The organism is Frankia nepalensis (assembly GCF_016786325.1).
Taxonomy (GTDB): domain Bacteria; phylum Actinomycetota; class Actinomycetes; order Frankiales; family Frankiaceae; genus Pseudofrankia; species Pseudofrankia nepalensis.
The window spans coordinates 20549-32937 of the sequence record NZ_JADWYU010000178.1; the positions used below are offsets into that span (position 1 = coordinate 20549).

11 protein-coding genes are annotated in these 12389 nt (G+C 73.6%); 4 read left to right on the top strand and 7 right to left on the bottom strand.

Annotation, left to right across the window (positions count from 1 at the left end):
- Positions 1–34 precede the first annotated feature (34 nt).
- A complete protein-coding gene (locus I6A81_RS27145; protein ID WP_307874942.1) occupies positions 35–1138 on the bottom strand; it encodes an endonuclease/exonuclease/phosphatase family protein in 1104 nt (367 codons plus the stop codon).
- 109 nt (positions 1139–1247) lie between these two features.
- Positions 1248–2657 carry a transcriptional regulator gene (locus tag I6A81_RS27150; RefSeq protein ID WP_203005641.1) on the bottom strand — a complete coding sequence of 470 codons (1410 nt, stop codon included), beginning with the start codon at positions 2655–2657 and terminating at the stop codon, positions 1248–1250.
- 773 nt (positions 2658–3430) lie between these two features.
- Here I6A81_RS27150 and I6A81_RS27155 point away from each other — a divergent pair.
- The 4 genes from I6A81_RS27155 to I6A81_RS27170 all read left to right on the top strand — a co-directional run bounded on the left by I6A81_RS27155 (position 3431) and on the right by I6A81_RS27170 (position 7982).
- Positions 3431–4216, top strand: a complete 786-nt coding sequence (locus I6A81_RS27155) for an electron transfer flavoprotein subunit beta/FixA family protein (RefSeq protein WP_203005642.1) — start codon at positions 3431–3433, stop codon at positions 4214–4216.
- Positions 4217–4232: 16 nt separating this feature from the next.
- Entirely contained in the window at positions 4233–5192 is a 960-nt protein-coding gene (locus I6A81_RS27160) for an electron transfer flavoprotein subunit alpha/FixB family protein (protein WP_203005643.1), read from the top strand.
- A gap of 835 nt (positions 5193–6027) precedes the next feature.
- On the top strand, positions 6028–6228 hold the full coding sequence (locus tag I6A81_RS27165; protein ID WP_203007590.1) for a hypothetical protein: 201 nt from the start codon (positions 6028–6030) through the stop codon (positions 6226–6228).
- Between the two features lie 551 nt (positions 6229–6779).
- Positions 6780–7982 carry an ROK family protein gene (locus tag I6A81_RS27170; RefSeq protein ID WP_203007589.1) on the top strand — a complete coding sequence of 401 codons (1203 nt, stop codon included), beginning with the start codon at positions 6780–6782 and terminating at the stop codon, positions 7980–7982.
- Positions 7983–8177: 195 nt separating this feature from the next.
- Here the strand turns inward: I6A81_RS27170 and I6A81_RS27175 are convergent, their stop codons facing one another.
- The 5 genes from I6A81_RS27175 to mftE all read right to left on the bottom strand — a co-directional run bounded on the left by I6A81_RS27175 (position 8178) and on the right by mftE (position 11535).
- Positions 8178–8384, bottom strand: coding sequence for an RNA-binding S4 domain-containing protein (locus I6A81_RS27175; protein WP_203007588.1), 207 nt, complete (start codon positions 8382–8384; stop codon positions 8178–8180).
- Positions 8385–8480: 96 nt separating this feature from the next.
- Positions 8481–8795: a hypothetical protein gene (locus I6A81_RS27180; RefSeq protein ID WP_203007587.1), complete on the bottom strand. Its 315-nt coding sequence runs from the start codon at positions 8793–8795 to the stop codon at positions 8481–8483.
- Positions 8796–8857: 62 nt separating this feature from the next.
- Positions 8858–9718: a mycofactocin-coupled SDR family oxidoreductase gene (locus I6A81_RS27185; RefSeq protein WP_203007586.1), complete on the bottom strand. Its 861-nt coding sequence runs from the start codon at positions 9716–9718 to the stop codon at positions 8858–8860.
- Between the two features lie 136 nt (positions 9719–9854).
- Complete coding sequence (locus I6A81_RS27190; protein WP_203007585.1) at positions 9855–10703, bottom strand: LLM class flavin-dependent oxidoreductase; 849 nt, start codon at positions 10701–10703, stop codon at positions 9855–9857.
- Between the two features lie 52 nt (positions 10704–10755).
- Complete coding sequence (gene mftE, locus I6A81_RS27195) at positions 10756–11535, bottom strand: mycofactocin biosynthesis peptidyl-dipeptidase MftE (protein ID WP_307874945.1); 780 nt, start codon at positions 11533–11535, stop codon at positions 10756–10758.
- Positions 11536–12389 lie beyond the last annotated feature (854 nt).

The following is a 12389-nucleotide window of genomic DNA, read 5'->3' on the forward strand; positions in this document are numbered from 1 at the left end:
GCGCTTCGTCCCGCCGCCCGCGCCCGCGGGCGGGTCAGGGGGTGCGCAGAGCCAGGTCGACGATGACGGGCAGATGGTCGGAGCCGATCCGGTCGCCCCGGTGGTAGCCGGTGACCACGAACGCCGGGGAGGCGAGAACGTGGTCGATGCGCAGCACCGGGGGCAGCAGGCTCTCGGTTGACCAGGTCGGGCTCCAGCCGGCGCCGGCGACGTCGTGCGCGTCACGCACGCCGGCGTCGAGGAGCCGGCGCAGCGGCCGATGGTCGCGGGTCGCGTTGAAGTCGCCGGCCAGGATCACCGGCAGCTTCGCGGCGCGGACCTCGTCGGTGAGCGCCTTGAGCTGGGACCGCCAGGCGCGGACGTTGGCGGCGGTGGTCGGCGAGATGGTGTGCACGGGGTAGAGGAGGACCTTCCGGCCGCCGTCGAGGGTGACGGTCACCCGGGACAGCGGCTGCCCGCCCACCTCGCGCACGCTCCAGTCGGACAGCGGGAAGCGCGAGTACACGGCGAAGCCGAACGCCCCGGGCTTCGGCAGCTCCACGTGGTGCGGGTAGCCCGCGAGCGCGCCCGAGCGCCCGACCGCGCCGAGGGCGAGCGGCGAGGCCTCGACCAGCACGACGACATCCGGCTGGTCCGCCTTGATCTGGGCGCCGAGCCGGCCGGCGTCGGCGTTGTGGTACAGCAGGTTCGAGGCCAGCACCCGCACGGGCACCGCCCCGGCTGGCGCGTCCCGTCCCCCGGTCGCCGGCCAGACCTCCGGCACCGTCCAGAACAGGTGCAGGCCGATCAGGGGCACCACGGCGACCATCAGCGCGTTGCGCCGCAGCGCGAAGCCGACGAGGAGCACGGCGTACACCGGCAGGTAGAGCAGCGGCGTCAGCGCGTTCAGCGCCGGGTAGGGCCAGCCGATCGCGTCGTCCAGGTGAACGAGCCGGCCCAGCGCGACCAGCGCCAGTGCCGTCAGCACGAACCAGGCGAGGACGGCGAAGACGGTCCTGGCGGCTCCGTGCGCCGGTGGGCGTGACCGGCGGCGTGGTTGCCAGCGCGGGCGCGCGGGCCCGGCGTCGAGGTCCTCGTCCTCGTCGAGATCCGCGTCGACGTCGATGCTGGCTGGGTCGGTGCCCCCCGAGCTGTTCACCCTTTCAGGGTGCCGGTCCCGCGCCCGCCACGGGTACCCGGCCCGCAGGCTGGTGATCTCGCTGAGACGACGGTCACAGTGGCCCGCGGCCGGACGTCACCGAGTGGCGTTACGTGGTTCCGCTCGCGCGTGTCGGCCCGGGAAAACGGCTCAGGATCTCCGACGCGCTCGCGCGCCACTCCTGGATGTCCGCCGACTCGTGGTAGGGCGCGAAGGCGGTGTCGAGCTCGCGCATCTTGTCCGTGACCCGCGCCGAGTTCACCGGTCGCGCGTGGTCGACCGCCCGCTGGCTCGCCTCGAGGGCGGCGTCCACGTCGGGGGACCGCCGTCTCAGGTAGGAGATCGCCAGGTCCGCCTCGGCGAAGCCGCGCGTCCGCGCGCGGGTGGGGTCCTGCAGGCTCCGAGCCTCGATCAGGTGTTCGGTGGCCACCTCCGGCCGGCCGAGCAGGAGGTAGCAGTGGCCGACGCACTCGGCGACGTCGCCGGCGTTGTAGTGCGCCGCCCAGGCAGGCTCGTCACCCGCGGCGCCCCGCTCGATCGCTCGCTCCATGGCGGTCAGCGCGGTGACGCAGCCGGGCTCGTCCCGCGCGTACGCGTGGGCCCAGGCGCGCTTGTCGTGCAGCATCGCCTCGACCGGGGGAGCGGCCTTGCGGGCCGCCCGGTCGACCGCCGCGCACGCCATCGACAGGCTCTGGCGGTGGAAGCCGAGCCGGGCGGCCTGGTCGCTCATCGCCGCCAGCACCCGCCCGGCCAGCTGCGCGTCGTCCGCGTGCTCGGCGAGGCTCAGCGCCTGGATGTAGTAGCGCTGCGCCAGCGCCTGGCGGTCGCCGTCCTGGGCGAGCCAGCCACCGAACTGGGTGAGCTCGGCGAGCGCGCTGCACAGGTCGGCGTCCGGGTCGTCGCTCATCGTCACCCGGACGCGGTCGTGCAGGAAGGTGACCACCTGGGAACGGATCTCCCCGCCGCCGAAACGAGCATCCAGCCGGCGGAAGGTCTCCGTCATGTCCCTGATCACGGCGGCGCCGCTCGTCGACGTCTCGGTGCTGGCGTGCAGCGCCCGCCGGATGACGCCGGTGATGCTCGACAGCACCGGCTCGGCGAACGCGCTGGCCACGAAGGCCGTGCCCTCCTGGATCACGTCGCGTCGTCGCATGTCTCGTCCCGTTAGCCCGGCCAGCGTCCTGACGGTCTGGACAGGGGTGTCGGCGACATGCAGGCCCAGGTCCTCGCGGCCGTAGTGCTCCCCGCGCCAGCCCAGGTCGGCGGGAAGGACCGGGTAACCCACCAGCGCCGACACCTCGGCGGCGGCGAGCTCGGCCACCATCGGGTCGCGGGGCTTCATCCCACGCCGCCAGTGCCCCACGGTCGTGCGCGCCAGGCCGAGCTCGATCCGCCGGTGGTAGCGGGCGCGGCTGTTGACCTGCTTGGCGAACCGGGTGTCGGACACGCCGGTCTCGCCTAGCAGCCGGGCGAACACGTTTGGTGAGGCAGGGTCGCCGGCGGATGTGGAGCTGGACATCGAACCCCCGGGTCGAATCCGGTCACTCAAAGTGGGAGGGTCGTCGCCTGACGCATATCCAGGGTCAGAAAGTAGCGGACTCGTGACTTCCCTCCGAGAGAGTGTGCATAGTCATCCGCGAATGCACGGCCTCAGATCGCGGCGTGTCGGAGTTCTGGCTCATCTGCGTGACGATGAGCGCACTCCGTCCCCTCCACGCCCGGACCTCGTGGAACGGGAAATGCCTCCAGTCAAAGGTGATCTGGGTCACGGGTGGTCCCCTTTGGGGCGTGGGCCCAACCGGGCCGGTACCGGCACCGACGGGTGATGCGCGCCCCCGGCGGTGACGGGGTGTCGAGGCCGCGTGGCCCGCCCCGGGCCGCCGCCTGGGTGACAGTGGTGGGCGGCGAGGCCGCGCTCGCCGTGACAGGGTCGACGGCGGCCGTGATGGCCGTGACGGTCGGTGAAGGCTGTGGGCGGTCGGTGCGGGCTATGGGCGGTTATGGCGCGGGTGCCTCGGCCGCGGGAGGCCGCGCGCGGCGCCGCCGGACGCCGCGATGTGGGGCGAGCGGGGAAGGGGAAGATGTCCGTGAGGCCGGGCGAGTCGGCCGCGCCGGTCTCACGGCTGTCGGGATGCCGGTTGTCTGCTGAGGCGGCGCACCCCGCCGGCAAGGGTTTGGGAAGTAATGGGTCCGGCGTCACGCCGCCGATCATCGGGCATGTCGCGGCAACGGATGCCACCATGTCAAGAGCACTCGACAACCTGATTGTGTTGGCTACGGAGGCCCCTAGGCGTGAACATCGTCGTTACCGTCAAGCAGGTTCCCGATACCTGGGCGGAAAAGAAGCTCGACGCCGCGGACAAGACGGTCGACCGCGTCAGCGTCGACAACGTCATGAACGAGATGGACGAGTACGGGGTCGAGGAGGCCCTCAAGATCAAGGAGGCGCACGGCGGCGAGGTCACCGTCGTGACGATGGGCCCGGCGAAGGCAGTCGAGACCATCCGCAAGGCGCTGTCCATGGGCGCGGACAAGGCGGTGCACCTGACCGACGACGCCCTGCACGGCTCGGACGCGCTGCAGACGTCGGCCGCGCTGGCGAAGGTCATCGCGTCGCTGTCCCCCGACCTCGTCATCACGGCCTCCGAGGCTTCCGATGCCCGTGGTGGCGTGATGGGCGCCCTGCTCGCGGAGCGGCTCGGTCTCCCGCAGCTCACCCAGGCCCGCAAGGTGACGGTCGACCCGGGCGCCGGCAAGGTCGCGATCGAGCGCCTGGCGGACAACGGCTACTCGCTGGTCGAGGCGAGCCTGCCGGCCGTCGTCGGCGTGGTCGAGAAGATCAACCAGCCGCGGTACCCCTCGTTCAAGGGCATCATGGCGGCGAAGAAGAAGCCGCTGACCACGCTGTCCGCCGGCGACGCGGGCCTCGACGCCGGCTCGGTCGGCCTCGCGGCCGCGGCCTCGACGGTCCTCGACGCCAACCCGGCGCCGCCGCGGCAGAGCGGCACCATCGTCAAGGACGAGGGCGACGGCGGCACGAAGATCGCCGGGTTCCTCGCGGCGCAGAAGCTCATCTGAGGCAGGGACGGATTCGATGGCTGAGGTTCTCGTTCTCGTCGAGCACGCCGACGGTGAGCCCAAGAAGGTGACCGGCGAGCTGCTGACGCTCGCCCGCGAGCTGGGCGAGCCGGCAGCGGTGTTCACCGGCGCCCCCGGTACCTACGCGAAGGCCAAGGCGTACCTGGCCGAGTACGGCGCCGCCAAGGTCTACGTCGTGGAGTCCGACGACGTCGCCGAGTACGTCGGCGCGCCGATCGCCGAGGTGCTCGCCAAGCTGGTCGGCGACGCCGCCCCGACGGCTGTGCTGGTCGCCGCGACGGCCGACTCGCGCGAGATCGCCGCGCGTACCGCCGCCAAGACCGACTCGGGCCTGATCTGGGACGCCGTCGCGGTGACTGGCGACCTGGTCGCCACCCAGGGCGTCTTCGGTGGTTCCACCATCGTGCAGTCCAAGGTCACCAAGGGCACGCCGGTGATCGTGGTCCGCCCGAACTCGACCGCTCCGGTCGCCGCGCCGGGCTCGCCGGCCGAGGTCACCGTCGACATCGCGATCTCCGACGTCGCCAAGAGCGCGAAGATCGTCGACCGGGTGGCCGAGGCCAAGTCGGGCCGGCCGGACCTCACCGAGGCCCAGGTGGTCGTCTCCGGCGGCCGCGGCCTGGGCGCGGCGGAGCACTTCGCCCTGGTGGAGAAGCTCGCCGACACCCTCGGCGCCGCCGTCGGCGCGTCCCGCGCGGCGACCGACGCCGGCTGGTACCCGCACCAGAACCAGGTCGGCCAGACCGGCAAGACCGTGTCGCCGCAGCTCTACATCGCGGTCGGCATCTCCGGCGCCATCCAGCACCGGGCCGGCATGCAGACCTCGAAGACGATCGTCGCCATCAACAAGGACCCCGAGGCGCCGATCTTCGAGTTCGCGGACTACGGCCTGGTCGGCGACCTGTTCAACGTCGTCCCGCAGCTCACCGACGAAATCGAGAAGCGCAAGGGCTAAGGGGCGGTCGGCTCAAGGGGCGGTCGGCTCAAGGTCGCCCAGGGGCGACCATCGCCGCTCCGCCGTCGGGGGGCGGGGGGCCCCCCCCCCCCGGGGGGGCCGCCCGGCCCAAAATGCCGGGGGGGGGGCCCACAAAGGGGGGGCGCCCCACGGCCCCCGGGGGCCCCCCCCCCCCCCCCGCCGGGGGGGGCGCGGGGCGCCCCGACCCCCCTGGAACCCGGGTAGAACCCGTAAACCCGAGTCAGGCCCCGATCCGAGGTCAGGATCACGGCCGGGTTCACGTGGACGTCCCGGGGGCGACCATCGCCGCTCCGCCGTCGGGGCGCTGGGCGCCCCGACCAGCCTGGTACCGAGTTGGACCTGTGGGTCTGAGGTCGGTCCTGGTCACGGGTTGGGATCTTGGCTGGATTGCGTTCGAGGTTGCTTGCGTGACCGTTGGCGCTTCCGGATCTGCCGGATCGGCTTTGCCGATCCGGCAGGGACCCCGGTCGGGGTGCTGGGCGGCCCGGCGGGCCTGGTGCTGAGTTGGACCCGTAGGTCTGGGGTCGGTGCCGGTCGTTGGTTGGATCTTGGGCGGGTTTTCTTGCTGGTGGTGGGCGGGCGCGTCGTGGGTCAAATCGCGTCGCGAGTCGGAAACAGGTAGGGACGGCCGGGTCTTCGCTCGAACAGGGCGGACCCGGCCGTTTCGTTGTTTGGAGGTACGCGGACGAGCGGGGCGTGGCAATCGGTGGTGCCGGCGCCAGGGTGGCGGCGATGATGACCGCACCGGACGCCACGGTGAGCGACACCGCGGTCGCCGGTGGCTGGCATCCAGCATCTCCAGCGGAGGTGGGCCGTGCGGACCTTCGACCTCGACGCCTTCGACGCCTACGACGAGCCCGACCGTCCCGGCGAGCACATCCTTCCCTGGGAAATGTGGGAACGCGACCGCCCCTGGCGCGCGGACACCCCTGACCCCGCGCGTACCGCCGTGGCGCCGCGGGAGCGGAAACCAGCCGCGCCGGACGGCCCACCAGACGGCCGGCCGCGGGCGTAGCCGGACCCGCTCGCGCGTGCCCGCGTCGTCGCGCCCGGGCCCGGATGGCGGTCGGCGGCGCCGGTACGACATCGGCCGACGGCGTTGTTCGGCGCGCACCTTCTCGCCGTTTCGCCGTTCTCGTCGGCATCGAGGTGTTCCTTCGTTCGCCGCGCCCGTCGTGTCCGGACTTTCGCGCGCCGTCCGGCTCGCCGCGGCCACCGCCCGGCGTGGTCACCAGAGCCCGGCTGGTGGTCGGACCCGGCCTGGCCCGCGCCGCCGCCCGGCTGGCGGTTCTGGCACTCGCGGGCCGTCGAGCGTTGGCCGAGAGCGAAACCCGGCCCGCCCTGGCCGCGACTTCCGCGCGCCTGGCGAAGAACGGCGAGCCAGCCGCGGCCAGTGCGCGATGATGATCCGGCAACGTAGCGCGTGGGCCCCGTCCTTCCGGCGGTGCCAGCGGGTCGCGACCGGCGCCGCCTCAGCTGGAGGCGCGGACGCACCCTGCCCTGGTGCCCACCGCCGCGCGATCTGGATTCCGCGCACGAGACCGAGGAAGAGGACAGCTGAGCGCGATGGCGACGGGCGGTAGTCGGGGTACGCACACGGTGACGAGCTCCACCGCGCCGGTCACGGTGACCGCCGGACCGGTGACCACGACGACGACCACGACGGTCACGGTGACCTCGTCGGCGGGATTCGGCGGCGGCGCGGGTGGCCGGCACCGGACCGCGCTCGCGCTCGACGTCGGCGGGACGAAGCTCGCCGCGGGTGTCGTCGACGCCACCGGCGCGGTGCTCGGCCGGGCGCGCAGGCCGATGCCGAAGACTCTCGACCCCGAGGTGACGTTCGCCGCCGCCGTCGACTGCCTGCACTCGGCGCTTGGCGACGCGGGGCTCGGCGGGCGGTACGACTACGCGGGCCTGGCCGGGCTGGGGGTCGGCTGCGGCGGGCCGATGATCTGGCCGGCTGGGGAGGTATCGCCGCTGAACATCCCGTCGTGGCGGGAGTTCCCGCTGCGCGCCCGGCTGCGCGACGAGTTCGGCGGGCTCGCGGTGCTCGTCCACAACGACGCGGTGGCGCTCGCCGCCGGCGAGCACTGGACGGGCACCGGCCGCGACGCGCGCAACCTGCTCGCGGTGACGGTCTCGACCGGGGTGGGTGGCGGCCTGGTGCTGGACGGCCGGCTCTACCACGGCCGAACTGGCAACGCCGGCCACGTCGGGCACATCGTCGTCGACCCGGCTGGGCCGGACTGCGTCTGCGGCGGGGTCGGCTGCCTGGAGGCGATCGCCTCCGGCCCGCGCACCGTCGCCTGGGCTCTCGACGCCGGCTGGACGCCAGCCGCGCCGGACTCGGGCGCCCAGGCGCCGGGCCCGGCTGATGACGGCGCGGGCGAGCCCGCGAAGCCGCGGGCCTCCCGGCCCGGCGAATCCGGCCCGGGAGGGACCCCGCCCGACGGGCGCGCCCTGGCCGCGTCGGCGGCCGCCGGCGACGAGATCGCGCGGGCGGCGCTCGCCAGGGCCGGCAACGCGGTCGGCGTCGCGATCGCCTCCTGCGCTGCCACCTTCGACCTCGACCTCGCCACCGTCGCCGGCGGCTTCTCCCAGTCCGGGCCGGTCTTCTGGGAAGCGCTGCGGGCCGCCTACGACCGGCACACCGGCATGGAGTTCGCCCGCGCCGTCCGGGTCGAGCCCAGCACCGCCCCGGGCGACGTGGCCCTGCGGGGCGCCGCGGCCTTCATCCTCGCCCCCGACCGCTACGCCTGGGTCGGCTGACCGGCCGGCCGATCCAGCGGCATGCCGAGGACGCGGCGGGTGACGCCTCCGTAAGCCCCGTACCTGCCCGGTGGTTCGGCTCCCTGGCGGTTGGCCGAGCCGGTCGGCGCGGCGAAGGCCCGGCTCCCGGTGGCGGCGACGGGCCCGCGGTGGTCGCGGACCGCTCGCCGGAGGTCGAGCGGCCAGGAGAGCGCGTCAGCCGACCCGCGCGGACTGGCCGCCGACCGTGACGACGTCGCCGCGGGCCAGCTGGCGGCCGCGGCGGGTCTCGACGTCGTCGTTCACCCGCACCTGGCCGTCGGCGAGCAGCGGCTTGACGTCTCCGCCGGTCTCGACGAGATCCGCGAGCTTGAGGAACTGACCGAGCCGGATCATCTCTTCCCGGATCTTGACTTCGCGCACTCGTCCAGCATGCCCGTCACCCGGTGAGCGCCGGCCACCCGCCGCCGTGGCCGCGAACCATGGGCTGTCGACGACCACCGCGACGCCGCTCGACGATCAGACGTCGCCGGGCCGGTGGGTCGACACGTGCCGGAACGGCCAGGCGTGCGCCGGGCGGCGCAGCAGGTCGCCCGGCGGCGCGGGCAGCCGCGGCGCCAGCCCGGCGAACCGCGCAATGACCACCACCCGCTCGTCCGACGCGTCGAACACCTCGACCCGCAGACACCCGGCCCGCCCCAGCAGGTCCGGCACCGCGGTGTTCCGTACCCACGCCACCAGCTCCACCAACCGCCCCGGCGCCGCCCGGACCTCCCACATCACGGTGTCGTGCCGGCTGGTCGGGGAGGTCCCGCCGTCACCTTGGTCGGTCATCGGGTGGCCCTTCGCTTGGCCCTTCGCCGTTCTTGGGCGTGTATCCGGCTCGCCGCGTCGGTTCAGCCGGTGAAGCCGCCGTCCACGGGGATGACGGCGCCGGTGAGGGCGCCGGCGGCGGGGGAGCAGAGGAAGGCGACCGTGGCCGCCACCTCGGCGGGGTCGAGCAGGCGGCGCAGGTAGGCGTGCTGGGCGAACTCCCGTGGATCGGCCAGGTCGTACACGGCCGCGGTCTCGGCGAGCATCGTCGTGTCCATCGAACCGGGGCAGACGACGTTGGCGGTGACCGTCGTGCCCGCGAGGTCGGCCGCGATGCTGCGGACCAGGCCGACCACACCGTGCTTCGAGGCCGAGTACGCGGCCAGCCGGGACAGCGGGCGGGTGCCGGCTGCCGAGGAGACCGCCACGAACCGGCCGGCTGGCGCGGTGAGCAGCGCCGGCAGCGTCGCCCGGGCGGTGTTGAGCACGCCGGTCAGGTTGACGTCGAGCAGGAGCCGCCAGGTGTCGTCGTCGGTCTCCCAGCCGGGTGGCCCACCGGCGATCACCCCGGCGGCGGCGACCACCGCGTCGAGCCGGCCGAACCGGTCGAGCGCGACCCGCGCCGCCGCGTCCAGGTCGGCCTGCTCCCGCACGTCCGCCCGGACCGCGACCGCCTCCCGGCACCCGGCGGCCACCGCCGCGAGCTGCGCCCTGGTGGCGAAGGGGTAGAGGTGGTGGCGGCCGGGCTGGTCGTCCGCGTCAGACACGTCACCGCTGGTGGGGGTGACGGGGGTGTCGTCGACGGCGATGTCGGTGAGGACCAGGCGGTGGCCCGCGGCGTCGAGCGCCCGGGCGACCGCGGCACCCAGGCCACGGGCCGCGCCGGTGACCAGCGCCACCGGCGCGTCGACCGCGCCCGGCGGCGTCACCGAGGGTGAGGTCACGGGTCCCTCCTCGTCGCTCCATGGATCATCGTCGCTCCATGGATCATCGCTCTGCGTGCTGCCGGCCGGTCGCGTCGCCGAGGCCACCGAAAGACCGGGCCGGGGCGTCGCGCGAGCGGCCCGGCCCGGCGGGCGTTCAGCGTGGTGGGCCGGCCTCGATCCGACGAAGGGCGGCGTCGAGGTCGCCGGGCATCGGCCGGAAGCCTTCCAGCCACCAGGTCGCGCCAGCCGCCGCGATGGGCTCGACCGTCGCCCGGGCCTCGGCCGGCTGCTCCGCCGTGCGGCCGGTGATCACCACGTCGAACGGGTCGGCGCTCGCGCGCTGCTCCCGCACGCCGGTGACGATCTCGGTCACCGCCGCCGGGGTCGGGTTCCAGGATCCGTCCTCCATGCTGACCAGCATCGGCACCACGCCGTCCCACCGGGCCGCTCGTCGCAGCGGCAGCCGCGCCGGCCAGTTGCAGCCGATCCAGACGGGCGGACGTGGTCGCTGCACGGGGGTCGGCTGGAACGTGACATCCGTGGCCGTCACGTGCGTGCCGTGGAAGTCCACCCGTTCACCGGACCACAGCCCGTCCAGCACCGTCAAAGTCTCGTCCAGCCGCCGCGCGACCACCCGCGGCTCCACCGGCTCGCCCCAGGTGCCGAACTCGGCCTCGAGCGTGAACCCCAGGCCAGCGCCGAACACGAGCCGGCCGCCGGACAGCCGGTCCAAGGACGTGGTCTGCCGCGCCAACGTCCCAGGACGTCGCCGCGCGGCCGCGGTCACCAGCGGGCCGAACCTGATCCGCTCGGTCGCCAGGGCGACCACCGTCAGCAGGACCCATGGGTCGGCGACATCCGTCGGACCGGCGTGCGGGAAGACCACGTGGTCCCAGACGAAGAAGCCGTCCCAGCCGGTCGCCTCCGCCCGCCGGGCGAGGTCCCCGACCTTTCCCGCGTCGGAGAACTCGCCAACATTGGGCACAGAGATGCCGTAACGCACTTGTTGCTTCTACCACGGGGGTGCGCGGCCGCGGCGGGCCCGCCGCGAGGCCTCACGGCCGGTCGGCGTGGTCCGGCGTGGGACCGGCGTAGCCGGGCCAGGCCCGGATCGTCGCCAGGGCGTCGGCGGCGAACGCCTCGAGCAGGGTGGCGCCCTCGGTCGCGCTGGCGCCCGCGGGATCGCCGAGTACTCCCGACGGGCTGAGCGGACGCACACCCTGGCGGACGAGATCGGATATCGCGGGCGCCGGGCCGCGGGTCGCCAGGTCCAGCCGGACCAGCTCCGGCGCCAGGCGCAGCAGCAGCGAGGTCTCCATCCGGCCGGCGTGCAGGTCGCCCGCGGCGACGGGAACTCCGGCGGACACCGCGACCGCCGCGCGCGGCGCCCAGGCCAGGACCCGTCGGCCCTCCGCGGTCAGCAGCCGGACCGCGCCCCGGACCGCCGCCGCGTTGCCGCCGTGGCCGTTGACCAGCACGACCCCGCGGGCCGTGTCGTCGGCGGACCGGACGAGCTCGACGAGCGCCAGCTCCAGGGCACGGGTCCCGAGCGAGAGGGTGCCCGGGAAACCGGCGTGCTCGCCGCTCGCGCCATAGCCGAACGCGGGCGCCACCAGCAGACCCGGCAGCCGGGCCGCCACCGCGGTCGCCACGGCCACCGCGATCCGGGTGTCCGTGTCCAGTGGCAGGTGCGGGCCGTGTTGCTCGGTGCTGCCGAGCGGCAGGAGCAGCAGGGGCCGCGGGTCGTCCAGCTCGGGCCAGCGCAGCTCGCCGAGTCCACGGGCCCGCTGCCCAGGCGGCCGCCGCCCAGGCGGCCGCGCCGATGAGGTGCTCACGTTCGGGAGCATGGTCCCGTGGATCTGGCGGAGTCGCGCGCCCCTCCAGATACGTCAGCTCCAGACACGCCGACGGGGCTGCCTCGACCGGGCCAGGGCGCGGGCAGAAGTCGTCGAGATCGGAGGTTTGAACCGCCGACGGCCTGGGTAACCCCATCCTGGGTCGGCGCGAGTGCGTGTCGACCGTCACAGACACGTGCTCGACATCTGGCCTGAGTGTGTGTACTGTTAACGACTGCTGCTCCTGACCGGCGCCTCGCGCTGGCCGAGTCTGGATCCGCACCGCACCAGGGTGGTGACACCCCCGCGGTGATCGGGCCCAGCCAGAGGGAGTATGGTTCTGAACCAGCCCCGGTGCCGGGATCCGCGTTGAGCGGTTGCCAGCCTCCGATGGGTGGACTCAGTACTTGGAGACACCGACGTCCCCGCCTGCGTGGAGTGTCGGTTTCTCCGCGGGCAACAACGTCAAGAAGTGGCGATCGCCAGCGCAAGTTGAGGCGATTTGACACCCAGCAAGAAGGCTCGCTAGCCTTAAAAGCGGAAAGTCGGGACCGAGTGCCTGTAGGGCGCCGTCCTCATTCCGCAAAGAGGCCTTCGGGCTCGGCGAAAGCGGCAAGTTCTCCCAAACCGGGAAATTTGACAGACTCTCGCCGGAAACGGTACGGTAACACCGGACAGCAAGCCAGCCGGGAAAATCCGGCAGGTGAGCGGTCCAAGCGGAACCCGGTGATCCCGGGTCACTCCGTGGAAGCCGTGAGAGCGGCGAAACGGGCGTACCCGCTCCTTGAGAACTCAACAGCGTGCCATAGAAGTCAGTGCCATTTACCCCGTCTGCGGGTGGTGCTGGTGCCGGG

What these genes read in the sequence shown, in the direction of transcription:
- I6A81_RS27160 (WP_203005643.1), top strand. Translation starts at nt 4,233, where the DNA reads ATGGCTGAGGTTCTCGTTCTCGTCGAGCACGCCGACGGTGAGCCCAAG.
- I6A81_RS27170 (WP_203007589.1), top strand. Translation starts at nt 6,780, where the DNA reads ATGGCGACGGGCGGTAGTCGGGGTACGCACACGGTGACGAGCTCCACC.
- I6A81_RS27180 (WP_203007587.1), bottom strand. Translation starts at nt 8,795, where the DNA reads ATGACCGACCAAGGTGACGGCGGGACCTCCCCGACCAGCCGGCACGAC.
- I6A81_RS27150 (WP_203005641.1), bottom strand. Translation starts at nt 2,657, where the DNA reads ATGTCCAGCTCCACATCCGCCGGCGACCCTGCCTCACCAAACGTGTTC.